General features: G+C 40.1%; 27 protein-coding genes. 5 read left to right on the top strand and 22 right to left on the bottom strand.

What is annotated here, in order from left to right:
* Positions 1-27: 27 nt before the first annotated feature.
* The 6 genes from JI666_RS12200 to JI666_RS12175 all read right to left on the bottom strand — a co-directional run bounded on the left by JI666_RS12200 (position 28) and on the right by JI666_RS12175 (position 7,006).
* Positions 28-1,125 (bottom strand): nicotinate phosphoribosyltransferase, encoded by a 1,098-nt coding sequence (locus JI666_RS12200; protein ID WP_206892107.1) that lies wholly within the window; start codon positions 1,123-1,125, stop codon positions 28-30.
* Between the two features lie 146 nt (positions 1,126-1,271).
* Positions 1,272-3,932: a DNA translocase FtsK gene (locus JI666_RS12195; RefSeq protein WP_211201497.1), complete on the bottom strand. Its 2,661-nt coding sequence runs from the start codon at positions 3,930-3,932 to the stop codon at positions 1,272-1,274.
* Between the two features lie 193 nt (positions 3,933-4,125).
* On the bottom strand, positions 4,126-4,734 hold the full coding sequence (gene ytpR, locus JI666_RS12190; RefSeq protein ID WP_206892104.1) for a YtpR family tRNA-binding protein: 609 nt from the start codon (positions 4,732-4,734) through the stop codon (positions 4,126-4,128).
* A 26-nt stretch (positions 4,735-4,760) separates the two neighbouring features.
* The gene (locus tag JI666_RS12185) at positions 4,761-5,558 is read right to left on the bottom strand and encodes a DUF1444 domain-containing protein (protein ID WP_206892102.1); all 798 of its coding nucleotides are present in this window, start codon (positions 5,556-5,558) and stop codon (positions 4,761-4,763) included.
* A gap of 102 nt (positions 5,559-5,660) precedes the next feature.
* Positions 5,661-5,975 carry a thioredoxin family protein gene (locus JI666_RS12180; protein ID WP_206892100.1) on the bottom strand — a complete coding sequence of 105 codons (315 nt, stop codon included), beginning with the start codon at positions 5,973-5,975 and terminating at the stop codon, positions 5,661-5,663.
* A 17-nt stretch (positions 5,976-5,992) separates the two neighbouring features.
* Positions 5,993-7,006, bottom strand: a complete 1,014-nt coding sequence (locus JI666_RS12175) for a PTS sugar transporter subunit IIC (protein ID WP_206892098.1) — start codon at positions 7,004-7,006, stop codon at positions 5,993-5,995.
* Positions 7,007-7,140: 134 nt separating this feature from the next.
* On the opposite strand from JI666_RS12175, the gene JI666_RS12170 reads away from it, so the two are divergent.
* Positions 7,141-7,587, top strand: coding sequence for a YtoQ family protein (locus tag JI666_RS12170; RefSeq protein WP_206892096.1), 447 nt, complete (start codon positions 7,141-7,143; stop codon positions 7,585-7,587).
* Here the strand turns inward: JI666_RS12170 and JI666_RS12165 are convergent.
* Both JI666_RS12165 and JI666_RS12160 read right to left on the bottom strand, forming a co-directional pair.
* Positions 7,584-8,087 (bottom strand): DUF84 family protein, encoded by a 504-nt coding sequence (locus JI666_RS12165; RefSeq protein WP_206892094.1) that lies wholly within the window; start codon positions 8,085-8,087, stop codon positions 7,584-7,586. The two genes, JI666_RS12170 and JI666_RS12165, sit on opposite strands and share 4 nt — an antisense overlap.
* A gap of 75 nt (positions 8,088-8,162) precedes the next feature.
* Complete coding sequence (locus JI666_RS12160; protein WP_206892093.1) at positions 8,163-9,230, bottom strand: M42 family metallopeptidase; 1,068 nt, start codon at positions 9,228-9,230, stop codon at positions 8,163-8,165.
* Positions 9,231-9,398: 168 nt separating this feature from the next.
* On the opposite strand from JI666_RS12160, the gene JI666_RS12155 reads away from it, so the two are divergent.
* Complete coding sequence (locus JI666_RS12155) at positions 9,399-9,713, top strand: hypothetical protein (RefSeq protein WP_206892092.1); 315 nt, start codon at positions 9,399-9,401, stop codon at positions 9,711-9,713.
* A 50-nt stretch (positions 9,714-9,763) separates the two neighbouring features.
* Here the strand turns inward: JI666_RS12155 and JI666_RS12150 are convergent, their stop codons facing one another.
* From JI666_RS12150 to trmB, 7 genes are all read right to left on the bottom strand, one after another.
* The gene (locus tag JI666_RS12150; protein WP_206892091.1) at positions 9,764-10,300 is read right to left on the bottom strand and encodes a hypothetical protein; all 537 of its coding nucleotides are present in this window, start codon (positions 10,298-10,300) and stop codon (positions 9,764-9,766) included.
* A 434-nt stretch (positions 10,301-10,734) separates the two neighbouring features.
* Positions 10,735-11,577 (bottom strand): pyrroline-5-carboxylate reductase, encoded by an 843-nt coding sequence (gene proC / locus JI666_RS12145; RefSeq protein ID WP_206892090.1) that lies wholly within the window; start codon positions 11,575-11,577, stop codon positions 10,735-10,737.
* Between the two features lie 289 nt (positions 11,578-11,866).
* The gene (locus tag JI666_RS12140) at positions 11,867-13,774 is read right to left on the bottom strand and encodes a PTS fructose transporter subunit IIABC (protein WP_206892089.1); all 1,908 of its coding nucleotides are present in this window, start codon (positions 13,772-13,774) and stop codon (positions 11,867-11,869) included.
* 2 nt (positions 13,775-13,776) lie between these two features.
* Positions 13,777-14,703 (bottom strand): 1-phosphofructokinase, encoded by a 927-nt coding sequence (gene pfkB / locus JI666_RS12135; protein ID WP_206892088.1) that lies wholly within the window; start codon positions 14,701-14,703, stop codon positions 13,777-13,779.
* Entirely contained in the window at positions 14,700-15,449 is a 750-nt protein-coding gene (locus JI666_RS12130; protein WP_206892087.1) for a DeoR/GlpR family DNA-binding transcription regulator, read from the bottom strand. The genes pfkB and JI666_RS12130 overlap by 4 nt, the downstream gene beginning before the upstream one ends.
* A gap of 318 nt (positions 15,450-15,767) precedes the next feature.
* Entirely contained in the window at positions 15,768-16,610 is an 843-nt protein-coding gene (locus JI666_RS12125; RefSeq protein WP_206892086.1) for a YtnP family quorum-quenching lactonase, read from the bottom strand.
* A gap of 93 nt (positions 16,611-16,703) precedes the next feature.
* Positions 16,704-17,345 (bottom strand): tRNA (guanosine(46)-N7)-methyltransferase TrmB, encoded by a 642-nt coding sequence (gene trmB, locus JI666_RS12120; protein WP_206892082.1) that lies wholly within the window; start codon positions 17,343-17,345, stop codon positions 16,704-16,706.
* A 173-nt stretch (positions 17,346-17,518) separates the two neighbouring features.
* On the opposite strand from trmB, the gene cydS reads away from it, so the two are divergent.
* Positions 17,519-17,614, top strand: a complete 96-nt coding sequence (gene cydS, locus JI666_RS22000) for a cytochrome bd oxidase small subunit CydS family protein (RefSeq protein WP_414635141.1) — start codon at positions 17,519-17,521, stop codon at positions 17,612-17,614.
* A 109-nt stretch (positions 17,615-17,723) separates the two neighbouring features.
* Complete coding sequence (locus tag JI666_RS12115; protein WP_206892080.1) at positions 17,724-18,002, top strand: YtzH-like family protein; 279 nt, start codon at positions 17,724-17,726, stop codon at positions 18,000-18,002.
* On the opposite strand, the gene JI666_RS12110 is transcribed toward JI666_RS12115, so the two are convergent.
* From JI666_RS12110 to thpR, 5 genes are all read right to left on the bottom strand, one after another.
* Positions 17,986-18,783 carry a phosphotransferase family protein gene (locus tag JI666_RS12110; protein ID WP_136948581.1) on the bottom strand — a complete coding sequence of 266 codons (798 nt, stop codon included), beginning with the start codon at positions 18,781-18,783 and terminating at the stop codon, positions 17,986-17,988. The genes JI666_RS12115 and JI666_RS12110 overlap by 17 nt on opposite strands.
* 137 nt (positions 18,784-18,920) lie before the next feature.
* A complete protein-coding gene (gene pulA, locus JI666_RS12105) occupies positions 18,921-21,059 on the bottom strand; it encodes a type I pullulanase (protein ID WP_206892077.1) in 2,139 nt (712 codons plus the stop codon).
* Between the two features lie 94 nt (positions 21,060-21,153).
* On the bottom strand, positions 21,154-21,843 hold the full coding sequence (locus tag JI666_RS12100; protein WP_206892075.1) for an LrgB family protein: 690 nt from the start codon (positions 21,841-21,843) through the stop codon (positions 21,154-21,156).
* Between the two features lie 3 nt (positions 21,844-21,846).
* A complete protein-coding gene (locus JI666_RS12095) occupies positions 21,847-22,143 on the bottom strand; it encodes a CidA/LrgA family protein (RefSeq protein WP_206892074.1) in 297 nt (98 codons plus the stop codon).
* A gap of 55 nt (positions 22,144-22,198) precedes the next feature.
* Entirely contained in the window at positions 22,199-22,747 is a 549-nt protein-coding gene (gene thpR / locus JI666_RS12090; protein WP_206892073.1) for an RNA 2',3'-cyclic phosphodiesterase, read from the bottom strand.
* Between the two features lie 255 nt (positions 22,748-23,002).
* Here thpR and cysK point away from each other — a divergent pair, with 255 nt between their 5' ends.
* On the top strand, positions 23,003-23,917 hold the full coding sequence (cysK, locus tag JI666_RS12085) for a cysteine synthase A (RefSeq protein ID WP_206892204.1): 915 nt from the start codon (positions 23,003-23,005) through the stop codon (positions 23,915-23,917).
* A 41-nt stretch (positions 23,918-23,958) separates the two neighbouring features.
* Here the strand turns inward: cysK and pepV are convergent, their stop codons facing one another.
* Together pepV and JI666_RS12075 are read right to left on the bottom strand one after the other, a co-directional pair.
* The gene (pepV, locus tag JI666_RS12080) at positions 23,959-25,368 is read right to left on the bottom strand and encodes a dipeptidase PepV (protein WP_206892203.1); all 1,410 of its coding nucleotides are present in this window, start codon (positions 25,366-25,368) and stop codon (positions 23,959-23,961) included.
* Positions 25,365-26,384 carry a potassium channel family protein gene (locus tag JI666_RS12075; RefSeq protein ID WP_286170775.1) on the bottom strand — a complete coding sequence of 340 codons (1,020 nt, stop codon included), beginning with the start codon at positions 26,382-26,384 and terminating at the stop codon, positions 25,365-25,367. Before JI666_RS12075 ends, pepV begins: the two co-directional genes overlap by 4 nt.
* Positions 26,385-26,723: the final 339 nt, after the last annotated feature.

Raw genomic sequence — 26,723 nt, 5'->3', positions numbered from 1 at the left:
ACAGGAGCTTGTTCCTGTCTTTTTTGGTTATTCAACACGCTCTAGGCGTGGATTATGACGGTATTTTCTACCAGCTTTTGCTTCTGGTTCATCATCCAGAATCACATTATCACCTGTAAAACCAATGTCTACCTTAAGTAGGCTACTGCCTACTCCATAAATATCAACTGGAACATTCTGAGATTCGAATGTTCTTATTCTTTCTTCAGTAAAGCCACCGCTTACTACAATTTTGACGTGGCCGTATCCTTCTTCATCAAGAGCTTCTCTCAGAGCAAAAATCAATTCAGCATTTACACCCCTTGGGTCAAATGTACCTAGAACATCAGGGTTACGCCAGAAATATTGATCAACCATTGTACGAGATGTATCCACACGCACGCCTTTAAGAGTATCTCCGAATTCTCTTGCAACTCTTAGAGCATCAGTCACAACATCGTTATTGTAATCAACGAGCGCAATTAGTTCATCTTCAGGGTATTTAGCATAGTAGGCTTTGGAGGCCTCAACTACGTCACCTTTAAACAATTGAATTAGGGCGTGAGGCATTGTTCCCATTCCTCTTTTACCCCACCATTCGTTCATCGCATGTGTAGCCTGAGCAGTAGAGCCACCAATATAAGATGCATACCCATCTCCAGCTTGCTGGGTGTAGTGATCATCACGGTCGCCCATGAAGATAACTGGCTTTTGAATACCTGAAGAACGTGCAGCTTTTACCACATGATAAACATTCGTAGCCACTGACGTTCTTCTGCCTAGAATACCATCAATGATTCCCTCGAGGAAACCAAAGTTCTGATAAGGTCCTTTAATCTTGAGAACAGTTTCAAATGGTGAAATTTTATCTCCATCTTTGAGAGAATCGATTTCAAGAGTATCGGGATCTTTGGCAAAAGTTTTAATTAGTGCAATTGCTTCATCTGAACCACAAAGTACTGCGTCGTGTTTTTGAAAAAACTGCATGGTAACCACGTTGTCTGGTTTGAACTCTTCCACAATTTCACATGTTTTCAGGAAGTATACCGCGGAAAACCAGCCTTCTCCCACACGCTCATCAAATTTAAAGGTTCTATTTGTTAGCCTTTTTATTTTGCCTTGCATTTTAAGTTCAATTTCTTTCATAATGGGGCTCCTTCAAGTAGTTTCGTCATTCGAATGTGAGCTCTCTATGTTCAACCATTCACTTACCTGACTATAAATCTAACACAAGTTTAACACTATATATCATATAGAACTAGCTTGTATAAAACAAGTAGAAAAGATATGCACTAGACGTGCATATCTTTAAAGAAGGCTTCTTCAAAATCGGTTTTATTCATTAGAATGCTACGAGGCTTACTCCCCATTGCCTCAGATACCAATCCGCGCTCCTCCATCATTTCGATTAATCTTGCAGCACGATTAAATCCAATTCTGAAGCGTCTTTGCAATGCGGAAGACGAAGCCTGCCCCTGTTCAATTGCCCACATACATGCTTCTTCAAACAAGTCATCTTCTTGATCATTGTATTGTTGTTTTTTCATTAGATCTTCTTTTTTAATTAAATAATTGGGTTTTCTCTGTTTTCTTACAAATGAAGTGACACGTTCAATTTCTTCGTCTGATACAAAATTACCCTGCAAACGAACTGGTTTAGATGAGCCATTCTCAAGGCAAAGCATATCGCCTTTCCCAAGTAGTTTCTCTGCACCGCTAGCATCAAGAATAGTTCTAGAATCAATTTGCGAAGATACCGAGAACGCGATGCGTGTTGGGATGTTTGCTTTGATTAGCCCTGTAATAACATCTACTGAAGGACGTTGTGTTGCTACTAGAAGATGAATTCCACATGCTCTCGCTTTTTGAGCAATGCGACAAATAGCATCTTCTACATCTTGAGGAGAGACCATCATTAAATCCGCAAGCTCATCGATAACGATCACAATGTATGGGAGTTTATGCTGTGGTTCCCCATGATTAATCGCTCTCTCATTGTATCGTTTAATGTCACGAACCCCAGCAGCCGCAAATTTTTCATAGCGCTCTTCCATTTCATCAACTGCCCATTTTAGTGCAGTTGTTGCTTCTTTGACATCATTGATGACAGGTGTCACTAAGTGAGGAAGACCATTATATGGTGCTAACTCAACCATTTTCGGATCAATCAGCAACATTTTAACATCACTTGGATTCGCTTTAAGAAGTAAGCTTACTAGAATCGAGTTAATGCAAACACTTTTACCAGATCCAGTTGCACCCGCAATGAGGCCATGAGGCATTTTTTGTATATCTGTTATTTTTGCTTCTCCTGCTATATCAAAACCAAGGGCAGCATTTAAGAGCGAACCTTCCGATTGAAATGCGCCACTTCTCACAATCTCTCTAATAAACACTGGCTTACTTGTCGGGTTTGGCACTTCAATTCCTATGGCGTTCTTTCCAGGAATAGGCGCTTCCATTCGAATATCTCTAGCAGCTAGACTAAGTTTAATATCATCACTTAAATTCGTTATTTTATTTACTTTAACTCCTGGACTTGGTTGTACCTCAAATCGGGTAACAGTTGGTCCCATTGTAGCTCCCACCACACGAGCTTGAACATTAAAGTTTTCTAAAGTTGATTCTAGAAGCTCTCGCTGTTCCTGCAGCCACTGATCATCAGTTCCTTCATTACGTGGAGGAATATCTAGAAGCGAAATTGGAGGTAGCTTGTATTCAGCTCCAGATACTGGTTTCTTTGAAAGATGCCTTCTATCATTCGCAAGCATCATCACATTGTAAGGAACCTGTGGCTTCGGCCTGCCCTCTTCTCGTTTTGGCTGTGGTTGTTCTTCTTGAACTTCTTCCTGGCTATTCACTCTACTCTGAACTTCTTGCTTATCTTCTAAAGAAGTTATTGGTTCTACATTACTAGTATGTGAGTTTATTTCCTCATCTGATTCTGAATCACTTGCTTCTTCATGGATAATATCACTTGCATCATGACTTTCATCACTATTGTCATTCTGAAATTCATCCTGTTCTACAATGACTGCATCTTCTTTAGAATCTACATGTTCTTCAAATGGCTTATCATCTTCAGGTTGATTAACCGGCTCATTGTCGAATGTTGGTTCGTAGTCTTCTTTAACGTCCTCTTGTTCGTCATCTTGAGAAGTTATTGGTTCTTCTAGTACTTCAAATGAGTGATCTGCCGAGGCTACACGTAATTCCTCAATCTCTGATGTCGAATCACCTTGTGTATCATGCTCATTTTGGACATGGTCTGTCTCAGCTGGAGATTCATCTACTTGATTTTCATTCGATTCGAATATACGGGCTTCATTACTGATAGCTTGGCCAATCTCTTCTTGAGCAGAGTAGGTTTCTGTATCTCGAATTAGCTTCTCCATCGTTTTGTTTTCATCAAGAGAGGTGTAGTGTCTGCTCGATGGACTTTTGGCGGCCTCTTCCATCTTTTCAGCGACAGGACGCTTACTAAACCCATAGATTGGTGATGGTATATCTGATGGTTTAAAGTTTACACCAGTAAACTTTTTACTTTTGACAGTTTCAGCTTCATCTGACTTAGAATTTCTACCAGTACTTCTAGTTGGTCCCTGTTTTTTTGGATGAACCTGTTTATGCTGTCCTGACCAAGGTGGTGCTGATTTTTCACTTTCTTTCCGTTCTGGTTGTTCTGCTTTCAAGTCTTTGCGTGATCTGTTATTCGATTGATCTGGAATCAGAGGAAAACGAAAATTACCTTCCCTAGGATATTGGTGAACAACTCTCGCTTCACTCTTTCGATTTGCACTTTCCATACGGCCAATGGAGTGCTTGCGATCGATCGGACTGTGATCCTGTGCTCGCTTTCGTACTGGAGCTTCTTCATTTTTCTTCTCAAACGTTTCTTCTTCATCAACATCAAATAATTTATTCCACACTCTTTTTAACCAATTATTATCCAATTACTATCACCTTTTCTAATTAAGCCCTTTTATCTGGCACTGTTCTTCTATTTTATCGGAAACTCCCCTATCATTGTAAGGCTGTTTCTAAAATCTTTCGTTAAAAATGCTACTTCTTCGTCTAAATATGCTAAAACAGGTTCTATATCCCTATTACCTTCTTTGCAGAAAGAAAAAACCTACTAGAAAAATTCTAGTAGGCTTTGAATTCAGATCCGATTTCATAATCATCAGGTAGGACGAGAATCCCTTTTTCCTGAGGTGCATCTGGCAAATCCAGTTCTCTAGCTGAACAAATCATTCCGGTTGACTCTACACCACGCAAGCTAGCATCTTTAATGATCATTCCAGATGGCATCACTGCACCTACTTTAGCAACGACAACTTTCTGTCCTTTGTCCACGTTAGGTGCTCCACAAACGATTTGGAGCTTTTCTTCTCCTACATTCACCTGACAAATGTTTAACTTGTCAGCATTAGGATGCTTTTCCATCTCTTCAACAAAGCCAACAACAAATTTTGGAGACGCATCGAACTTAAGTTCATCTGTGAACCCATTCTCTTTAATTAATGTATTAACTGTTGAAACGAGCTCTTCATTTCCTTCAACTACACCAGCTGCTTCAATTTGATAGACAGTAGTAAACTCAAACACATTATAACCGATTGTTTTATTTGTCTCTTTACTGTAAATACGTGCTACATTTCCAGTTCGTTCGACTGCTTTATCATCACGTTCGGTGCTACTAAGCGTGATAATTAATGTGTCTCCAACGCCTTCTTTGTTGTAAAACATGTTCATATTCATTGTACTCCTTTTATCAGTGGTTATTTTTTTGGTTTGTTCTTCGCCATAATAAATATTGGCTCAAGCTTCCCATCTTCATAAATGAAAGGTAGACCAGTTACTGGCACAAGGCCGCTCGAAAAGAAATGCATCGTAAGCTGGGCTAGCGCATCATAACCGCGTTCATTCTCAATATCAGCAAAAATTAACACGTCTTGATGTGGCACAGCTACAGCAAGTTCTCCCTTTACTTCTTTCGCCATTCTATCGAGTAACGAATCATTTAGAATTCGACTCGCATCATAACCATCATTCGTATTTAAGAAATAAAAAGTATTCCCTGCAACAGTATCTGTCTTCATTTCCGTCGAAAGCCCACGAAGATTAAACATAGAAACTTCATGTAAGGCTTCTTTTGTCCAACCTTCTTTCTCAAGCCAATCCTGATCGATTAAACGATAGGAGTTACCGAGGTCAAGTGCGAAATAAATTCTTGTCTCTGCAGTATGTTCTACATACACAAACGGAACACCCGCCTCTGTTTCTGAAGCAAAAGAACCAGAACGGATAACAGGGAATATACTATTTTCTTTCCCATTAAGTTCTTGGGTTTCTTTCATTGCTTTAAGGGTTTCTTCTACATGATGTACCACTTCATCAAGTAATTTTTCTTTCCGCTCTTCATACTTTGCAGATAGCCCCTTTAGTCCAAGACTCATTCCTTTTCCAGTTGTCTTATCTTCTACCCTTAACTTGTCTTCTTTTTTGTCGTATGTAAGCTCACGATCTTCTTGTTGAAGTCGATTCTCGAGCAACTTTTTCAAATCTTTCGGTTCCATCTCTTATTTCACCACCATTTACGTACTGAACTGTCACTTTATCATACCATGAAAAGCAATAATACAAAAACAAAGCTACGCTGAGCGTAGCTTTGTTTTTGGTTACTTTACAGTAGTAAGGAATTCTTCAATTTCTTCTTGTGATTTTCTAAGCTTACTTACAAAGCGACCAGTTTCTTCGCCATCTTCATAAGCAACAAAGCTCGGAATACCAAATACATCCATTTCCTGACAAAGGTCAATATGATCGTCTCGATCCACGTAGTAGAAATCTAACTCGGAGTATTTCTTTTCTAGCTCTGGAAGAAAAGGCTCAATAATTCTACAATCAGGGCACCAGTCTGCAGAAAACAATAGTACAGACTTCCCTTCTTTAATTGCCTCTAAATACTCTTCATGTTTTTCGAATTTCTTCATGATGACCCTCCTTATTATTATTCTGTGCTAATTCTCATATCTCCAGGGCGAATAAGCCCTTTTTTTCTCATTAATTCGGATATTAGCAGACTAATCACTGCTGGTCCAATGAAATGCAACAGTACGATCGCAAGCCACACACTTCCACTTGCTCCCATAACATTCAAAGTCATAATCTGTCCTACAAACCCACTTGTGCCCATTCCAGCTCCTGCAGAATTGTTGATCATCATGATCCAGCCGCTACCAAACGGAGCAATGATTGCACCTGCTACTGTTGGTGGAACCAATATCCATGGATTTCGAACGATGTTTGCTACTTGTAGCATAGATGTCCCCACACCCTGCGCGATTACTCCACCAAAGCCATTTTCTCGATAGCTGCTTACGGCAAAACCAACCATTTGAGCTGCGCAACCAATGGTAGCTGCACCGGCTGCTAGTCCTTCTAAACCTAGCATAATCGCAATTGCAGCACTTGATATAGGTGCTGTTAGAGCAAGTCCCATTAGAACTGCAACAATCACGCCCATTAATATCGGTCGTTGCTCTGTTGCCCACATAATAAGTGAACCAAAATTTGTCATAAATGTATTGATCCCAGGTCCAATTAGTGTAGCAGTTCCAAATCCCGCGAAAATCGTAACAAGCGGCGTAATGATTATATCAAGTTTTGTTGATTTTGAAACGATTTTCCCTGCTTCAGCGGCTACAATGGCAGCGACGTAACTTCCAGCTGGTCCACCAAGTTCAGCACCTGCTGCACCCGCGAGTAACGAGGCAAAAAGAACAAGTGGAGGAGCACCAAGACCATAAGCCACAGCTACACCAATTGCAGGTCCCATTAACTCCATCGCGAGTGTACCGATTGGAATCAAGAATGATAGTGAGGGAATTTGTCCCCCTATTGTTTTAAGAATAAGTCCAATAATGAGCGAAGAGAATAGCCCTAGCGCCATATAGCTAAGGGCAGTAATAAAATACACACGGGGTGATAGTGTAATTCCCTTCTTCTGCAAAAATTCTTTCATCTTACTCTCCTTCCACCTTATCCACTAGTAGTATACACTTCACAATTAGCACAATACGACGTTCACTTTACTGGGAATATCCCGAAACCCCATGATACAATCATTTCGTTATCATATTTAAGGAGGCGTTACTGATGGAATTAACAGTTTATCTCGCAGGACAAATTCACGATAATTGGCGTAGTGAATTAAAGAGCAAAGCACAAAAAATGGAGCTTCCTATTCATTTCGTTGGTCCAATGGAAAATCACGATCGATCAGATAACATTGGTGAAGAGATTAAAGGTGAACAACCGAATGCGATCTTTAAAGATGAAGCGGCTTCTGAAATAAACAACCTTAGAACTCAAGTACTTTTGAATAAATCTGATGTTGTGATCGCATTGTTTGGGGAGGACTATAAGCAGTGGAACAGCGCAATGGATGCAGGAACCGCTATTGCTCTTCAAAAGCCACTTATTCTCATTCGCCCGGAATCATTGCATCATCCCTTGAAAGAGATTGCCAACAAGGCCCAATTAGTAGTAGAGACTAAGGAGCAAGCTCTTAAAGCATTGTCTTATATTTTCGAAACAAACTAACGAGTATAGAAATGATATTGACCAAGTAATAATTCTACAATTTGTTTATACATGTCTGTTCTCGTAATGGCGCTGTTGGTGAAAATTCCGATTGCGCCTTCTTTTTTGTTTACTTCTGATCTTTTTGCAAACGCTGAGATGACTGGCCCTAATTCTTCACCCTGAACCATTTTTTCTTTAATCTCCTCTGGAAGTGGAAATCTTGCACCACCAGCGACAATCTCCACTCCATCTTCATCAACAAGTGCACCCCAATTGCATACATAAAGTTGCTCATCAATCAACTGTACTCCGCCTTCAAGTCCTATTCCGATTTTTGCTTGTGCTTGTTTCATTGCTGCTTTCGCCCGTTGTTTTGCACCTATTATTGTTTCTTCATCCCCCCATGGCTGGTCCCGAACCCCAGATGGAACAGATATTCCTTCTGCTTCTTCACCGAAACAGGCGATTACAGCATTTACTTTGACTGGATTTGTGGATCCTACTGCAACTTGTACCAAAAGCTAACCTCCTTTAGGTTATTTGTTAGAGGACACATTTCTGCAAACAAAAGGAGCCGCTATGGCTCCTTTAACTTACACGTTAGATCGAATACTATCGACTGCCGTTTGATCAGTTGATTTAACGAGCTTAATGAGCAACTCTTTTGCTGCAGCATAATCATCAACGTGAATAATGGAAGATGAAGTATGAATGTATCTTGAACAGATCCCAACCACAGCTGAAGGTACGCCATTATTCGATAAATGAACTCGACCTGCATCCGTTCCACCTTGAGAAATGAAATATTGGTACGGGATTTCATTGCTTTCAGCAGTATCAAGGACAAAATCTCTTAATCCTTGATGCGTTACCATGGAGCGATCATAAATTCTAAGTAGTGCCCCTTTTCCTAGCTGTCCGAATTCACTTTTATCACCTGTCATATCGTTTGCTGGACTTGCATCAAGGGCATAGAAAAGATCTGGATTGATCATGTTTGCTGCTGTTTGAGCCCCTCTTAATCCGACTTCCTCTTGAACTGTTGCTCCAGAATACAATTCGTTTGGAAGTTCTTCATTTTGAAGTTCCTTGAGGAGTTCAATCGCAAGGCCAACTCCATAACGGTTATCCCAAGCCTTGGCCATAATTTTCTTATTGTTTGCCATTGGAGTGAATGGACAAGTTGGAACAATTTGTTGTCCTGGTTTAACACCAATTTGCTCAGCATCTTCTTTGTTATCTGCACCAATATCTATCAGCATGTTCTTAATTGCCATTGGTTTATTACGTGTTGCATCATCAAGCAGATGTGGAGGAATGGAGCCAATGACACCTGGGATCGGACCATTCTTCGTCATAACCTCGACGCGCTGGGCAAGAAGCACTTGACTCCACCATCCACCAAGTGGCTGAAAGCGTAGCATACCATTTTCAGTAATTGATGTAACCATGAATCCTACTTCGTCCATATGCCCCGCAACCATTATACGTGGACCTGAATTCCTTTTCACTCCGAAAACACTTCCGAGGTTATCTTGAATAATTTCATCACTATATTTACTGATTTCACCCTTCACAAACTTTCTAACATCATGTTCAAACCCTGGTGCTCCTTGTAGTTCTGTTAACGTTTTAAATAGTGACAGCGTTTCTTCTTTCATATGTATCCCCTTTCATCGAACCTATTTTCTCTTTCTATTGTATCGAATCTGAATAGGTGTTGCTAGTGTGATGAATTTTCAGTATAAACATTTGGTTGGAAGCACAACTTCCGATATACTGAAGAGGGAAATGAAATAGGCTAGTTTTAGAAGGGAGAATTCAGGAGAATGAGAACGAGAGATGTTTTAGTAGGTGCGCTTATTGGCGCAAGTGCTGCAGCTATTTCAACGGCTTCAATAGCTTCAAGACAGACGTACCTATCACCCGAGAAAGCACTTAAAGCCGTAAAGGGTGCTGTTAAGCCTGTGTATACGATTAAAGGCTCTTGGATTCATATGAAAACAGATTCAGTTGAGAAATTCAATCTCCCATTCACCGTCTACTCAGGTGGACTGACTTGTGAGAAAGATGACCAGCTTCTACAGCTTGATTTCATGGTAGATGCAGAAACAGGTACACTCGTCGACTTGCAATCTCAATAAGAAATCCCCCTTCGATTTAATTCGAAGGGGGATTTTGTTTCATAATAAATTTAGAAAGTAGAGTTTGTTTCATATACATTGTTTTTCAATTTAAAGCTTAGTGTAGAATATTTGTTTTTTGACCACAAGTAAGCAATAAGAAATGGAACTACGAACATAATTGCACTTAAGAATAAAATGACACCCATATGAAGATGCTGACCTGTTTCATGGCTGTCCTTAAACTCTTGCGCCTTCTCCAAATCTAAAACTTTCGCTTCTGGAAGAACAGCATTTGCTTCTGTGTCATAGAAAAGAACCTGGGTATGATCTTCAAAGAAAATATTGTCACGTACTGTACTAAAGTCAACTACCATCATAGTAACCTGACTGAAATCTTTATCTGCTGAACTATCAACTTTGAAAGTTTCAGCATCCTGAACTTTGAGAGAACCTTTATCAAAATCGTAATGTTCCTCTTCCAGGTAACCCGTAACACCTTTTTTAACTTCATCACTAACCTGCGCTTCAGCATTAGCTGCTGTACCCGCAAAAGGAAATGCGACTAAAAATGCAGCAATAAGAGCAAAAATTCCTTTTTTCATCATTTTTTCCTCCTCTAACAAACAAATTATCCACTTCTTATCATATCATATTCCTTCTATTATTCTACTAACATTTTGAAGAAAAGAACATCCAATACGAGGAAACTCGGGACAGATCATCCATTTTATTACTAATGGTACCCGACATCTTATGATTTCTAACAGTCTAACCCTAAACAGTTTCAACAAAATAAGAAAGGCTCTCTAAAAGATTGTTGCTTTGAAAAGATTTTTCTATAGAGAACAACACTTAGCTGATTGGAGCTGAAGGATGCTCGACTCCTGCGGGACTAGCGGGACAGGTGAGACCCCACAGGAGCGTTAGCGACGAGGAGGCTCAACGCCCGCCCCGCGGAAAGCGAGCATCCTGGAGCGGAAATCAACCGCTTTATTGTCTACGAAAACAATCAAAAAAAAGAACCGGTTTGTACCGGCTCTTACTGTGTAACTGGTTTTTTATTAAATTCGTTACTAATTTCTTTTGAACGAGTTGCAGCATTTTCCACTGCAGCTTCAAATGCTTCTCCGCCACCGTTCTCATACAATGCTTCAAGTCCTGCTTGAGTTGTACCATTTGGAGAAGTCACTTTCTTTCTAAGAGCTGAAGGGGAATCTTCTGATTGCTCTGCCATCATTCCTGCACCGAGTACAGTTTGGACAGCCATTTTACGAGCAGTTTCCGTTTCAATTCCACCCTCAATTGCTGCTTTTTCGAGGCTCTCAATTACATAATAAATATAAGCTGGTCCGCTTCCTGCAACACCTGTAAATACGTCCATTTGTTCTTCAGCGATCACAACGGTTTCGCCAATTGAACGAATAAGTGCGCGGGCAGTTGTTACCTGCTCATCAGATACATGTTCTCCTGCTGCAAGAGCAGAAATTGATTTACCAATCATACTTGATGTGTTCGGCATAACGCGAATAACTGGTTGATCGCCTTCCAGTTTTTCCTCAATAAATGATGAAGGTACCCCAGCAAGAACAGAAAGTAGAAGTTGTTCATTTGTAATGAAATCTTCAATTCCTTCTAATGCACGTTCAACATCTTTTGGCTTCATTGCCAGGATAACAACGTCAGCTTCACGAACTGCGAATTCTATACTTTGAGTCGCCAATACGCCGTGGTTCTCCATAAGCTCCTGACGACGTTGTTCATTACTTCTGTTTGTCATAATAATACGTTCAGGTTCAATAGTACCTGACTCAATCATTCCTGCTGCCATTGCTTCTGCCATTGAACCCGCTCCGATAAACGTTACGGTTTTATTTTCTAGCATGATTGCCTCCTTTGGATTTCCGAAAAATCATCTACGGTCATTTATACTAACACTGCTTTTTGAACGCTTCAACCTTTATACTGCAAGAAATGAGCATACCCGTAAGATAGTTAGTGAAAACGCTAACATTTGTATCTCAGTATAATCTGTACTTACGAGATGGACATATATCGTGTCTCACGCCTTCTCATACTCTCTCATCATGACTGGGCTTTTAACATATTGTGGTAAAAACGCAACGTAATACTTTTTCAAAGTCAAATAAAAGGGCCCCTATAGGGACCTTTTACTATGCCTGTACTTCTGGTTTCGACTTTTTCAGTATTCCTACCATTAAAGCTGTAATAACCGTACCGATTACAATGGCAAGAATATAGAGGAGGATATGAGAAAGTGAAATATTATTTACTGACCACATCACAAACGCTCCACCATGTGGTGCTGGTAACGCGATGTTAAATAACATCGTTAATGCACCTGCAACCGATGATCCAACAATAATAGAAGGGATTACTCGGCCCGGATCAGCTGCTGCAAACGGAATGGCTCCTTCTGTTATGAAAGAAGCCCCCATCACATAAGCTACTTTACCTGCTTCACGCTCTGTTTTGTTAAAACGCTTTTTAAATAACGTTGTAGCAAGTGCTAGTCCTAGTGGAGGCGTCATTCCACCCGCCATAATCGCGGCATGGTACGTAAGATTACCAGCATCAATCATCGCAATCCCAAATGTAAAGGCTGCTTTATTAATTGGTCCCCCCATATCAACTGCCATCATTCCCCCTAGAATTAGGCCAAGTAATAGTTTATTTGTAGTTCCCATGCCGCTTAACCAATTCTCAAGACCAGTATTTAGAGCTCCTACAGGTTCAATTACAACATACATCATAATGATTCCAGTAATAAAAATACCAAACAACGGATAGAGCAACACAGGTTTCAACCCTTCAAGTGACTGAGGTAGACCTGAAAACAGCCTTTTAAGAAGTAGAACCGCGTAACCTGCTAAGAATCCGGCAATTAACCCACCGAGGAAACCAGCACCATTCGTTGAAGCCATTAGACCACCGACAAGCCCAGGAGCAAGACCAGGACGGTCTGCAATACTCATTGCAATGAATCCAGCCAGAACAGGAATCATAAGCGCAAATGCATTTCCACCGCCAATTGTGCTAAGTGCTGCAGCAAAAGCGTTGTAACTAGGATCATTAGGATCTGCGGCATTAATTCCAAAAATAAAGGAAAGAGCGATTAAGATACCCCCTCCAACAACTAGAGGAAGCATGTTTGAAACACCATTCATTAAGTGTTTATAAAAAGGAGACTGCTTTCCTTTTCTTTCATTTTTCTTCTCACTAATTTGATCTTCATATGAACCAGAAGTTTTGTAGATTGGTGCATCACCGCTACTAGCCTTGTTTAATAGCTCGGCTGGCTTTCGAATGGCTTCTGCTACAGGAACTTCAATCACCTTCTTACCTTTAAAACGATCCATTTCCACTTTTGTGTCTGCCGCTACAATAATAGCTGGAGCTTTCTCAATCTCTTCATCAGTAAGGCGGTTCTTCACTCCACCGGAACCATTGGTTTCCACTTTCACACCGTATCCTAATTCAGCCGCTTTTGCTTTTAATGCATCCGCCGCCATATAAGTATGAGCAATGCCTGTTGGGCAGGCAGTTACGGCAAGAATTTTGCCAGTTGCTTCATTTGTTTCTTCCACTTCTTCAGGCTCTTCATTTTCTTCTTCTTTTTGATCGAACGCCTGAAGGACTTCCTCTTCTGATCGCGCTTTCAAAAGTCCTTTACGAAATTCTGTATCCATTAGGAAAGAAGACAATCTCGAAAGGGCTTCAAGGTGCATTTGGTTGGCCCCTTCCGTTGCCGCAATCATAAAGAACAAGTGAGCGGGTTGGCCATCAAGAGATTGATAGTCTATCCCTACTTCAGAACGGCCGAATACAATACCCGGCGACTTTACTGCCGCAGTCTTAGCATGAGGAATCGCTATACCTTCACCAATACCAGTCGTACTTTCGTTTTCCCTCGCATGAATCGCCTTTTTAAACGCCTGCAGGTCCTTTAAATTACCAGCAGAATATAGTTTTTCAGAAAGTTCATTAATAACCTGATCTTTGGAACTTGATTCAAGGTCTAGAATCATTGTTCTTTTTGTTAATAACTCTGTGATTCTCATTATTATTGACCTCCCCCATCATCATACGATTTAACCGCAATTTGTTTACGCAAAGCCTTGACTTCCCCTTCTGTACAAAATCCTGCTGAAAATGCGCTAGCACTTCCTGCTGCAATACCTGATTCGAATGCTTGCTTGAGGTCTCCTGTTTCTATATAAGTACTTAGAAAACCAGCTACAACAGAGTCACCTGCTCCAACCGAGTTTTTCACCTGGCCAACAGGCACATTCCCGAAAAGAATTTCTTCTTTAGTAATGAATACCGCACCATCTCCCGCCATAGAGACGATAACATTCTCTGCGCCCATTGCTTGAACTTTCTTGCCATACTTCACAGCATCATCAACGGTCGTCACTTCAACCCCAAATAAATCGCCAAGCTCATGATGATTTGGTTTAACGAGGAATGGTTTTGCTTTCACTGTTTCTTCCAACGCTTTTCCTTTCGTGTCTACAATAGCTAGTACACCCTCTGGTAAAGAATGAAGAATACGTGAATAGATTGACTGATGAATGCTTGCAGGTACGCTACCTGCCATCACGACCAAATCACCAGCGACTGTATGAGAAAGTTGTTCAAATAATTGATCCACATTATGTTCGGAGATGGTTGGCGATAACCCATTAATCTCCGTTTCTTCACCGTTTTTGAGTTTAATGTTAATGCGTGTGTCACCCTCAACGCGGATAAAATCTGTAGACAAATCTTCATCATTTAAAGACTTCTCGATAAACTCACCTGTAAACCCACCTACAAAACCTAAAGCAGTAGATTGATGACCAAGTCTTTTAAGAACTCGCGTTACGTTTACACCCTTTCCACCAGCAATTTTCGTTTCTTCATCGACCGTATTAACTAGCCCTGTCTTAAGGTTATCGAGTTGAATTATATAATCTACTGATGGATTTAAGGTAATTGTATATATCATATTTTCACCACTTCTACTGTTGTATGTTTAATTGCATCGTAATTACTATCAGGATGTTCATTGGTTATAATTGTGCACTCTTCTATGTTTGCAACTTTACTGAATGCTGATTCACCTATTTTGGAGTAATCAGCGACAATGTATGACTCTCTTGAGAGCTTTATCGCAGCTCTCTTGATAATGGCCTCATCTGGGTCAGCTGTTGTATACCCAAGTGTTTCATGAATACCATTAATTCCAATAAAGCATTTATCAAATCGATAAGTTTCAATACTTTCAAGCGCCTTCGGACCTGTCATCGCACCTGTTCTTGCTTTAAACTTTCCACCCACGATATAAGTCGTAATACCTTCTGCCATAAGATTCTCAATGACCTGATACCCATTCGTTACGACAATGACCTCTTTACCATGTAAGAACTCGCCTATTTTTTGTGTCGTTGTTCCTGCATCAAGAAAAATACAATCACCATCTTGTACTAACTCAGCGGCATAAGCTGCAATCTTAGCCTTCTCGTCAAGATTCTGAGTAGATTTCTCACCAAGTGATGGCTCCGTCCACTTTGAGCTAAAAAGAGATGCTCCTCCATGAACCCGTTTCAATTTATTCTCGTCTTCTAGCTGCACAAGATCGCGACGTATTGTCGATACTGAAGCACCTGTAGCCTCACTTAACTCATGTACAGTAGCTGTTTCCTTTTCCTTCAGAACTTGTAATATGATGAAATGACGCTCCGCATTTAGCAAGTTCACCACCTACTTTCTATCCACAGTATAATGAAAGCACTTTCAGAAGTCAATCATTTTCAATCAAAATTATTCACAAACAATCATTAACGATCAAAATTATTCAAAAGTTGTTGATTAGATAGGGAAGCTTGAATATATAATCCAACTATCCATTCCAAATAAAGATCTTTTCTAAAAGGTTTTGCTTTTGAAATAATTTTTTATAAAGAACCACATTAGCTGATTGGAGCGGAAATTAACCGCTAAATAGCAACAATGTCTACAAAAACAGCCAAACAAAAAAGGAAGACCGCTATCCTGCAGTCTTCCTTACAATTAACTTTCTCGCTTCACTTCATCCGTCACTTTATACGATTCATTCCACTTAAGCGCTCGATAAATCGCATCGTGATAAAAGATAAACCATGCCTTCTTCTCAACAGCGTCTTTAATCCATTTTTCCTTTGCATAAATGGATGTCATTGGGTAATCATCATACGCAAGAACCCAAAGTGGATTTGCATGAGCATGAGTTGGCATTAAATCTGCCATGTGAATCAAATACTCCCCACCTTCTTCCATTGTAATAATGGAGTGACCATCACTATGTCCGCCAGTATGATGCATCATTAATCCTGGAAGAACTTCATAAGAACCACTGAAAGTGCGAACCTGACCTTGCACAGATTCCCAATTTTCTTTCCAATATGTATTCTTCGAACGAATGTTAGGATCTCTCATCTCGTTCCATTCTACTTCAGAAGTATAGATCACAGCATTTGGAAAAGTCGATTTGTAACCATTTTCAACCGGCTCTGACAATCCGCTTGCATGATCAAAGTGAAGATGTGTCATTAGAATAATATCAATATCCTCAACTGATAGCGAAAGTTCTTCTAGCGATGCACGAACATCTGATTCTTCATGTACACCATAATTTCTTTTCTGCTTATCATCCAGTTTTCCTAATCCAATCCCTGATTCCACTAAAATATTTTTTCCCTGCCATTGGAGTAGCAACGGATCTGTTCTAAGCTCAATTTGATTTTTTTCATTTACTGGGTACTTCTTGCTCCACAGTGGTTTTGGAACAACGCCAAACATTGCGCCTCCATCCATATGAGTGACGCCACCTCTAAGCCAAGTGATCGATAACGTTCCAACTTTTAACTGTTCCATCGATATCCCCCTTTTTTAATTCCATACTATTTTCTCATTAAAAGAAACCGCTTTCAAATATAATAAAAAAAGTGAGCCGGCAAAAAAAACGGCTCACGACCTAAATTGTGCTTCGCAACGATATATTCGACTACCTTTTGAAGAAAATTTCTCTTCGTATTCAGTCATCACATTGTCTTCCATCTTACTTTGGTGTAAATCAAGACTCACGTTGTTTAATGTCATACCATATGCAGAAAAGCTGTGAAGTGAGTACTCAAACAATCCCTGGTTATCTGTTTTGAAGTGGACCTCACTGTTTGGCTTCATTACTACACGGTAAAGATCAAGAAACGTTTTGTACGTAAGTCTTCTTTTCTCATGACGATTCTTTGGCCATGGATCAGAGAAATTTAAATATACACGACTTACTTCGTTCTCCTCAAAAATGCTTGTTAAATCCTCAGCATTTTCGTTTAGTAAACGCACATTAGGCACATCTTCTTCAAGTAACTTTTCAAGTGCTGATACCATTACACTTGAAGAAAGTTCTAAACCAATATAATTCACATCTGGATTTTGTTTTGCCATACCAATAATAAACTGACCTTTACCAGTTCCCACTTCTAAATGAATTGGGTTATCATTATGGAAAACCTCTTTCCATTTACCTTTTCTATCACTCGGGTTTGATGGAACGAATGCAGGATTTTCTGCAAACATATCCCCAGCCCAAGGTTTGTTTCTTTGACGCATGCTTTCACTTCCTTATGATCTTCTTTCCGTTTTCACACAATCGACATTTTACCACGAAATCATCAGAATAGAAAGCGCGCCTCAAGGGTATTGAATAGTAATAAAATTGTAGCAAAATCATGTTGAATCGAAAGACAAAGAGTTTATGATGAGGATAAGGAGGCATGATTTTAATGGAACACTTTCTAATTGTGTGGGCACCATGGATTGTTATCGTTCTTTCAGTAGCTGCTTTATTCGGATGGGCAGCAAAAGGAGATATACATTAATATCATTTCATATAAAACACGGGTTACTCCGTGTTTTTTACTTTCTTAACAGCATAATTCTTTATAAGCTGCGCACGCTACTAAGTAGTACTGTTAAGGAGGAAAAGATATGCCACTCTCACATGAGGATCAACTCTACGTTCTGACTGACATTCTGAAGAACCACCACATTGATTGCACTGGGACATCATCCGAATGCCAGCAAATCCAAAGATTAGCATCAGCATTGCAACGAAACGAATTCATCGCTCCAGAAATAAAGCAAGTACTAGGACAAATTGAGCAGTACAGCTCTGCAGGAGCATTGCATACTGATCTGCTAGACCATATAGAAACCCACCAGCCTCATCTTAGCCAGTGGGTAGATACAATTAATCAGTATCAATAAGTCGATAATGATTTAAGTTCTCAAGATCTTTCTTCCAGAATTCAACTTCTCCGTTCAATCCTTTATGATCATACCAGTAAATCGACAGTAAGGTCTGAGCTAACACGTACCAATACATGCGTTGGCGAAGACCTTCTGTATTTGTAAGACCATAATGAGTAAGCCAATCTCCCCACTCCTCTTTTGGCACATACCAGTAAAGGAGCATGCCTATATCTAAAGCTGGGTCCGCAACGACTGCTCCGTCCCAATCAATCAAATACAAATTCCCTTCCTCACTAAACATCCAATTATTATGATTAACATCACAATGACAAACGACCTTTTGTACATGTTCAAGATCGTTTTTATTTGCTGCTAGATAAGAAAGAGCTCTAATAACCTCAACGTCCGTACGATGATGATTCTCGAACTTCTGCATAAGGTCGAGATAGATCACGTCCGGTGATAGTGGCTTTTTTCCGAGACGATTAAGCATCCTGAGAAGTTCTGAAGACCGATGAATTTTATAAAGCATTTGCGCCACTCGAGGCTGCTTCATCTCATGTGACTTCAGTTCCCTCCCCGGCAGCCACTTCTGGGCTGTAATGACGTCTCCATTCTCAAGTCGCTTGGTCCAGAGAAGTTTCGGTACAATTCCTTCCGCCGACAAAACAGCCAGAAAAGGCGAGGAGTTCCGCTTAAGGAATAATTTCTCGTCTCCATATTGAGCTAAGTATGCTTCGCCTGTCGCTCCGCCAGCAGGTGTCACCTGCCAGCCTTCGCCTAAAATGTTCTCCAACAAATTCACCTTCGATTTCCGTTAGTTTGTAGATTCTGGAAGTTTTACTTTTGTCTTTAGCGGTACGTTCTCCGGACTTAGCTAAAAACCGCCTACGAATAAAAAATTATAACACAGGTTGACGAAATCTTCATGTCTTAATCATTTGTCATTAAAACAATCGTATTAAACGGAGCAATGGTTAGTAATTTTTCACTCGTTTTTCTGATAGGTTCGACACCTGCTTGATCACCATCTGCAAGAATCCATTTCTCCCCATCACCAATATCAATTACATCAGAGTGGAAACCTCCGTTATGAATAACAATCATCGTTTCATTTGTCTCTTCTTGATTAATTTTGTAGGCAATTAACGGACCAGGAGAATCAAGGAATGTTATTCTCTTAAGATCATGGACATCAGCCATTCTAAATGCTTTAAAGTGCTTTCGAATGGCGATAAGACCTCTCACGTACTTAACGGTTTCCTGAACTGCTCTCATTCGTTGCCAATCAAAGCGGTTAATTTTATCTGGTGATTTATAACTGTCTTCCACACCGTTTTTCGTTCGGAAAAACTCCTGTCCGGCATGAAGAAAAGGTATTCCTTGTGAGAGGAGTGTAATGGCCGTAGCAAGCCTGTGCATTTGTTTCTTCACTTCTTCACTTACATCCGGATGACTCCGGTTTAGGCGATCCCATAATGTATGATTATCATGGCATTCAACGTAGTTAATTGACTGCGAAGCCGTAATGAAATAATCTTCAACACTCCCCATTATACACTTCTTTACATCTTCTTTAACTGAAAAGTTTCCAGTCGCAAAACCGTTTGATCGCGTATCAAATAATTTCCCTTTTACAGAATCACGGTAATGATCATTAAAGAATCCGATACGCGGCATCTCACTTGCATGTGCAATCATCGCTTTACGGTAATCAGGTAAAATCGTGTTCATGTGCCATCCTTCACCGAATAAAAGAATCGTTGGGTCAATACAATCTAGAGCATAACGAACGTCATTCATCGTTTCTTTATCATGGATCCCCATTAAATCAAAACGAAAACCATCTACCCCGAACTCCTTTGCCCAATAAACAACGGAATCGATGATTAACTTTCTCATCATCTTTCGTTCAGAAGCAGTATCATTTCCTACGCCTGTTCCATTTGACGGTTTACCCCCTTGATCGAAACGAAAGAAATACCCTGGCACTATTTTCTCAAGATTCGATGCATGAAGCTGATAAACATGATTGAAAACCACATCCATGATCACTCTAAGCCCTTTACGATGGAAGCTTGCTATCATTTCTTTCACTTCTCGAATTCTAGTATAAGGATCATGTGAGTTCAACGAATAGCTTCCTTCAGGAACAAAATAATGTATCGGATCATAACCCCAGTTATATGTCGGCTCAGGCTTCATTTCATCTACACTGCCAAAATCCTGAATTGGCAGCAATTCAACATGTGTAACACCAAGCCATTTCATGTAATTTAATCCTGATGGAATTCCATCTTTTTCAGGTGGTTCTTCCGTGAAGGCTTTATACTTTCCTTTGTTTTGCAAACCACTCTTAGATTGAGAGCTGAAATCTCGAACATGAAGCTCATAAATAATCGTATCCGAAGGCTTTTCTAACGAGGGCTTCGCCAATGGATCCCAGTTGTCGGGATTTGTATTAGCTGTATTAACAACCATACCAAATTTACAATTTGATGTAGCTGCTTTGGCGTAGGGATCTACTGTCTCTCTCCATTCACCATTTACATACACACTGTATGTGTAAAGTGTCCCCTCCCCTTCCGTCGATGAGCATTCGAAAACACCACGGTCTTGTTTTAACATTGGAAGCTCTATTTGTTTCTGAAAGCTTTGATTATAGATGTTTACGATTACTTCAGTTGCAGTTGGCGCCCATACTCTGAATATCGTTCCCTTTTCTGTTAATAAAGCTCCTAATTCACCATCATAGTGATAGCGATCATCAAAAGCCTCTGTTCGAACAACTTTACCTGTAAAAACAAGGCTTGACTCCCCACTTGTATGAATTAGAAAGTAGTCATTTCCAGGAACGTACTCGTCGCTTACGTATAATGTAACAAGTCTTTTCTTTCCCATTTTAGAATTTTCTTTCACTTCAACCGGAAGATCTAAATGACCATCAGTAAGGGTGTAGGCATCGTGAACATCTAACGAGATATCGGCCATAACCGTAATTGTGCGAAAATCATCCCAATATGCTGTAAAAGCCTGGCTTACTTTTTTAAATGCAGAATAATCTCGTATCAAATAAATCCCATCCTTTGCTGAGGTGCTTACAACCTTTATCAGTATCTATTTTATTTAATAAAGCCATTTTTGAAATCTTGTCTCTTAATTAAAATTAAGAAATCCATTTTAATATAATGGGTCCGAGGACAGATACACAAAGTGCGCATAATCCTAAGCCAATGGAGCTAACAGCAGCTTCTTCTTCCCCGTATTCAAGGGCTTTAGCTGTCCCAATCGCATGTGATGCTCCACCTAAAGCCATCCCAATACCAAGGAAATTAGATATTCCAAGAATATTAAACAACCACGGGCCTGTTACAGCGCCTCCTATTCCCGCAATCATAACAAAAATAACAGCGATGGCTGGTTCTCCACCTGTCATTGTTGAAACCTCCATGGCAACCGGTGTGGTGACATTTTTCGAGATAATTGTAGACGTAATTAATGAATTAAATCCACTCATAAAAGCAAGCCAATAACCTGTTAGAATGCCAAGCATGCTTGAAGTCAGGACAGTTGCTAGAATCTCCACCTTGTATTTACTTATTAACTTGCGTTGCTGATAAAGTGGAAAAGCTAGGGCTACTATAGCTGGGCCAAGTAAAGCATCAATATACTGCCCACCACTGAAATAAACATCATAGGATATATCGAATGTTGTTAAGATAAAAACAAGAAACACGGTACAAGTAAGTACTGGGATCATAAATGGATATGGTATTAACTGATAAAGTCTTCGGAAAATAACATATAAAACAAGAGTTAATAAAAACCAGAATAACATATGAAAAACAGCCAACATTCTCTACTCCCTTCGATTCGCAAGATACTGCCCAAGCCATCCCGTTATCCCCATTACAATCCACGTACTTAAGAGAACAATCGGAATCAATAAGAGGCTTTTTCCGCTAAAGAAGTCGAGATGTTGCATAATGCCAACAGTAACTGGTATAAAAAGCAATGGCAGATGATTTAACAGGCTATTAGCTCCCTTTTCAATCCAGCCAATAGGCACCCATTTCAAGTAAAGCATGATGAGTAGCAGAATCATCCCAACAATACTTCCAGGAACAGGGAGCGATAATACGGTTTGAAGGTACACTCCTCCTAGATAAAAGCCAAACAGAAGGCCGATCTGAATGGTCGTAATGAGAACGTTATAGCTTATTAAACGCATAAGTCCTTACGACTTGATATCTTGGTTTCTCCGAGGGGGCTACCGTGTAGAGTGTTAAACAAGATACTTCCTGACTATCACAAATAAGTGTTGGCCAATCAGGTGCTATCTCTTTGTTTGAATCGCGCCATTTTTTCGCTAGTGTTATATGTGGTCGAAACTCTCTCTGATCAAGTGTAAACCCCGAATTTGAACAAGCATGAACGACTGCTTGATGAAGTTTGTCCAACCATTCATTCATTTGGATACTTACATAAAGAACGCGCGGCTGTTTCTCTCGTCCAAATGTAGCTACTCGATCTGGTTTTAGTTCAAACGGTAAAAATGTAGCGACCACATCACACAACCGATCGTGTAGAGAAGAGAGTTGCTCTTCTGAAGCATCCCCGAGAAACGCTACTGTAACATGATAATCTTCAGGATAAACAATATGCTTAAATAAATCTAAATCAATATCATTGCTAACTTGCTCTAACACTTGTCTCAGGTGAGAGTGGATGGGGAGCGCAATGAAATAATGAGTACTCAATAACGGTCACTCCTTCTATCCTAGTTCTATTCTATCAAAAAATCTGAATTCTCTTTCACTTTTTTATTCATAAGCGTCATTTTATTCACTTTGCTCATGTTTTGCTATAATGGGGAACAGTAATAGGAGTATGAATCACAACGGTAGACGAACTCCTACAAATGAAAGTCTATACTTTCTTTACTTTAACCAATTGGTTGTGAAACTTAACCTTAACTTATATGAAAAGGAAGTGCTCATTTGATCTATGAAAATATGGCCGATCTAATCGGCGACACCCCACTGCTTAAATTAAACCGCGTCCCAAATCCTGATGGTGCAAAAATCTATGCAAAGCTAGAATACTTTAACCCAAGCCGAAGTGTAAAAGATCGCGCTGCTTACAATATGATCGTTAAGGCTGAAGAGAAAGGGCTTCTAAAAGAAGGTTCAACTATTATTGAGCCAACTTCAGGCAATACTGGAATCGGTCTTGCAATGAACGCTGCCGCAAAAGGCTATCCAGCAATCATAGTGATGCCCGATAATGCAACGGAAGAAAGAATTAAACTCCTTAAAGCATACGGAGCAAAGGTCGTTCTCACACCTTCTTCAGAGAAAATGCCTGGTGCAATAAATAAGGCAAAAGAAATTGCTGAAACGATTGAAGGTAGCTTTATACCGATGCAGTTCGAGAATGCCGCTAACCCGGATGCGCATCGAACAACTACTGCGCTAGAAATCATAGAAGGCATGAAGCAACTTGGAGTTACGCCTGCAGCCTTTATTTCTACAGCTGGAACAGGTGGAACGGTGACTGGAACTGGAGAAGTATTGAAGGAACACTATCCAGATCTCACTGTTCACGTTGTTGAGCCTGAAGGATCGCCAGTACTATCAGGTGGTAAACCAGGTAAACATAAGCTTGTGGGCACGAGTCCTGGCTTCGTTCCTGACATACTAAACACATCTATTTACGATGAAATTATTAAAATTACTGATGAACAGGCGTACGAAGTAACACGCAAATTGGCGCGAGAAGAAGGATTACTCGTTGGTCCTTCTTCAGGTGCTGCTGTATACGCTGCTATGCAAGTTGCAGAACGGCTTTCTCCTGATCAGGTTGTCGTTACAATGACGTGCGATTCTGGAGAACGCTACCTATCAAGCGATTTATTTAGCTCTTTATAATTTCTAGCGCCATGCCGATGTTCGGCATGGCGCTTTATTAATTATTTAGCAAGTTCATAGATGGCTTCTGCATAGATTGCAGCAGCCTTAAGTAAATCGTCCATTTCAACATACTCATCTTTTTGATGTGCTAGCTGCGGCTTCCCTTTAAATAGTGCTCCGAAAGCAACGCCAGCTTCAAGAGAGCGAGCATATGTGCCTCCACCAATTGATAGTAGTTCAGCTCTATCATTGGTTTGCTTTTCATAAACATGTTGAAGTTTCTGAATGAGCTGATGATCTTTTGGAACGTGATGGGGTGTCATATGATCAATAACATTCATTGTAACTGCTAACGGATTGGTTACCTTTTCGAATGACTTCTGGACATCTTCGAATTGACAGGTAACAGGATAGCGAAGATTAATCCCGATCTGACCACCCTCTCCATTACGATATGAGAATGTACCTGCATTCATCGTAAGAGGTCCTGTAATTTCGTCCTCGAATGAAACATCTAAGCGTTCACCTCTAAAATCATCAACAAGCCATTTCGTAATAAACCCGATATAAGTCTTTCCATTTTGATCAAGTTCCTGGTTTTCGAAGAATTGAGCCAGTCGAAAAGCCGCATTAATTCCCTTTTCAGGAACAGACCCATGAACAGATACGCCGTGCACCTCAAGTGTAAGTTCATTTTCGATTGAAGCCTGTCCTTCTAAATCATGTTGTCCTAGGAATTGCTCAAAACTCTTTTTCATATCAGCCAAAGTGTTTTGATGCCCCTTACATACCGCCTTCGCATAATCAGGCACCATATTAAGTCGCTGTCCTGAATGAAAAGATGAAAGAATAATACCTTTATCCTCACCTTCAATTACTGGGAAATTCCATTCAAAGTCAGCGATTCCTTTTTCAGCATGTATAATTGGAAACACTGCATCAGGAGCAAATCCCATTGCAGGCATTTCTTCGTGCTTAAAATAAGTATCAACACAGCGCCATGAACTTTCTTCATCTGTACCAACAATCATGCGAACACGCTTTGACAATGAAGGGTATAATTCTTTCACGATGTTCATTGCCCAATAAGATGCAATCGTAGGTCCTTTATCATCAATTGCACCTCTAGCAAATAGCTTGCCATCTCTTAAATCAGGTTCGAAAGCAGGCGTTGTCCATCCATTTCCTGCAGGGACTACATCCACATGGCACAAAATGCCGATAAGCTCTTTACCTTGTCCAAATTCAAGATGACCTGAAACGTGCTCAACATCTTTTGTACGGTAGCCGTCACGTTCTCCCAACGCAAGCATGTAATCAAGAGCTTCTCGAACTCCTGTTCCAAACGGCGCCTCATCAGTCGCATTATTTTCATCTAGGACACTTTCAATTTTTAATAACCCTCTTAAATCATCCAATAGGTGCTCTTTTCTTTTGAGGACTTCTTCTTGCCAGTTTACACCGCTCATCCAGCCCATTCCCTTCCTTTTAACTTTTCATATACAGCCTTATCACAAATGACAAGTAGCTTCGCATCTTCTGAAATAGCTTCATCAAGTCTTCGATTGATGTCCATTCTATTTCCATCAGCAATTAAGGTAGCTCCCTGCTGTAACAAAGCATCAAAAGCTTCACGATATGTATGCCAATTCTTATGAACGACAATTTCGTATAAATTCTCACCGTGTCCTCTACTTAATAACTGCGAATAGATCCCAGCGATGCCTTTCGTGAAAGCAGACCTAACGGCCATTCGTGATACAGCTTCATGTGATAGGACAAACTCATCTACCTGAACATGCGCAAAGTTCTTAATATGTTCTTCTTTCTTCACTTCAACTGTTGTATGAATTTCTGTCGACATTCGTTCAATTGAGCTTGCAATGATTAACGACTTCCCATCCGCTAATAGCGAATCATGAATCGTATCATCAGAAAAGATGAGAACCGCTTTTGCATTTGTGATATCGGCATTACGCAGGACTTCCTCTTCAGCCGCGTCCCCTTGAATATAATGAATATGTTCTTCAATGAGTGGAGCTTTAGGCAATTGATCAATAATCACAATCTCGCACTTTTCGGAATCCATGATTTCAGCTACTGCGTAAGATGCTTTTTGAGACCAACCAATAATAACAATGTGATTCTGACCTTGATATGGCAACTTTCCTTCCTCCCTTCTTCTTTTAAGTTCTGCAAATCCGTCCACAAATTTTCCAATCACAACTCCTATTAACCCTATTCCAACGATATAAAGAAACATTGCATAAATTCTTCCACCTACCGTAACGGGAAAATAATCTCCATATCCTACTGTTGTAACAGTTGTCATGACCCACCATAACGATTCAAATAAAGTAGGAAACGTCTCAGGCTCAATGATTCGCATAATGACTGCACTTAACCCAACAAGGATTAATGAAGCATAGAACATAAATGCGGTGTTCAGTTTAACAGCTTTTTTAATAAACATCCTCAAAAACATCAATCGCCCTCCCTTCTCCATACTGTTTCTACATTTAAGAATAGCAAATGATGGTTTGAGAAGGAAGAAGAACCCAATTGAAATGAAATTTTTTGCCGAAGGTACGGAATTATTGTAAAATAAACTTTAAAGAGGGGGTGTAAGTTACTTCGAAAAAGGGAATTGGCAATAACAGTGGATTGAAATCTATAATGCCGATCAATCGCTTATCTTATGAAAGTGGTATGACCCTATTCGTCATTACACCTTGTTGGGAACCCAACACATCCAGAATTCACTTCTATCCATAATCTGAGCACTCAACTAAATAATCTTTCATGAATAAAACGAAGTGATCCT

Origin of the sequence: Bacillus sp. NTK071, from assembly GCF_017303315.1 — a bacterium.
GTDB lineage: Bacteria > Bacillota > Bacilli > Bacillales > Guptibacillaceae > Guptibacillus.
Note: the sequence above shows the minus strand (reverse complement) of the source record. Positions and strands in the feature narration are given on the sequence as shown.

Coding starts and splice junctions, on each gene's coding strand:
- JI666_RS12200 (WP_206892107.1), bottom strand. CDS start 1,125: ATGAAAGAAATTGAACTTAAAATGCAAGGCAAAATAAAAAGGCTAACA.
- ytpR (WP_206892104.1), bottom strand. CDS start 4,734: ATGAACATGTTTTACAACAAAGAAGGCGTTGGAGACACATTAATTATC.
- JI666_RS12185 (WP_206892102.1), bottom strand. CDS start 5,558: ATGGAACCGAAAGATTTGAAAAAGTTGCTCGAGAATCGACTTCAACAA.
- JI666_RS12180 (WP_206892100.1), bottom strand. CDS start 5,975: ATGAAGAAATTCGAAAAACATGAAGAGTATTTAGAGGCAATTAAAGAA.
- JI666_RS12175 (WP_206892098.1), bottom strand. CDS start 7,006: ATGAAAGAATTTTTGCAGAAGAAGGGAATTACACTATCACCCCGTGTG.
- JI666_RS12170 (WP_206892096.1), top strand. CDS start 7,141: ATGGAATTAACAGTTTATCTCGCAGGACAAATTCACGATAATTGGCGT.
- JI666_RS12160 (WP_206892093.1), bottom strand. CDS start 9,230: ATGAAAGAAGAAACGCTGTCACTATTTAAAACGTTAACAGAACTACAA.
- JI666_RS12155 (WP_206892092.1), top strand. CDS start 9,399: ATGAGAACGAGAGATGTTTTAGTAGGTGCGCTTATTGGCGCAAGTGCT.
- JI666_RS12150 (WP_206892091.1), bottom strand. CDS start 10,300: ATGATGAAAAAAGGAATTTTTGCTCTTATTGCTGCATTTTTAGTCGCA.
- proC (WP_206892090.1), bottom strand. CDS start 11,577: ATGCTAGAAAATAAAACCGTAACGTTTATCGGAGCGGGTTCAATGGCA.
- JI666_RS12140 (WP_206892089.1), bottom strand. CDS start 13,774: ATGAGAATCACAGAGTTATTAACAAAAAGAACAATGATTCTAGACCTT.
- pfkB (WP_206892088.1), bottom strand. CDS start 14,703: ATGATATATACAATTACCTTAAATCCATCAGTAGATTATATAATTCAA.
- JI666_RS12125 (WP_206892086.1), bottom strand. CDS start 16,610: ATGGAACAGTTAAAAGTTGGAACGTTATCGATCACTTGGCTTAGAGGT.
- trmB (WP_206892082.1), bottom strand. CDS start 17,345: ATGCGTCAAAGAAACAAACCTTGGGCTGGGGATATGTTTGCAGAAAAT.
- cydS (WP_414635141.1), top strand. CDS start 17,519: ATGGAACACTTTCTAATTGTGTGGGCACCATGGATTGTTATCGTTCTT.
- JI666_RS12115 (WP_206892080.1), top strand. CDS start 17,724: ATGCCACTCTCACATGAGGATCAACTCTACGTTCTGACTGACATTCTG.
- JI666_RS12100 (WP_206892075.1), bottom strand. CDS start 21,843: ATGTTGGCTGTTTTTCATATGTTATTCTGGTTTTTATTAACTCTTGTT.
- cysK (WP_206892204.1), top strand. CDS start 23,003: ATGGCCGATCTAATCGGCGACACCCCACTGCTTAAATTAAACCGCGTC.
- pepV (WP_206892203.1), bottom strand. CDS start 25,368: ATGAGCGGTGTAAACTGGCAAGAAGAAGTCCTCAAAAGAAAAGAGCAC.
- JI666_RS12075 (WP_286170775.1), bottom strand. CDS start 26,384: ATGTTTTTGAGGATGTTTATTAAAAAAGCTGTTAAACTGAACACCGCA.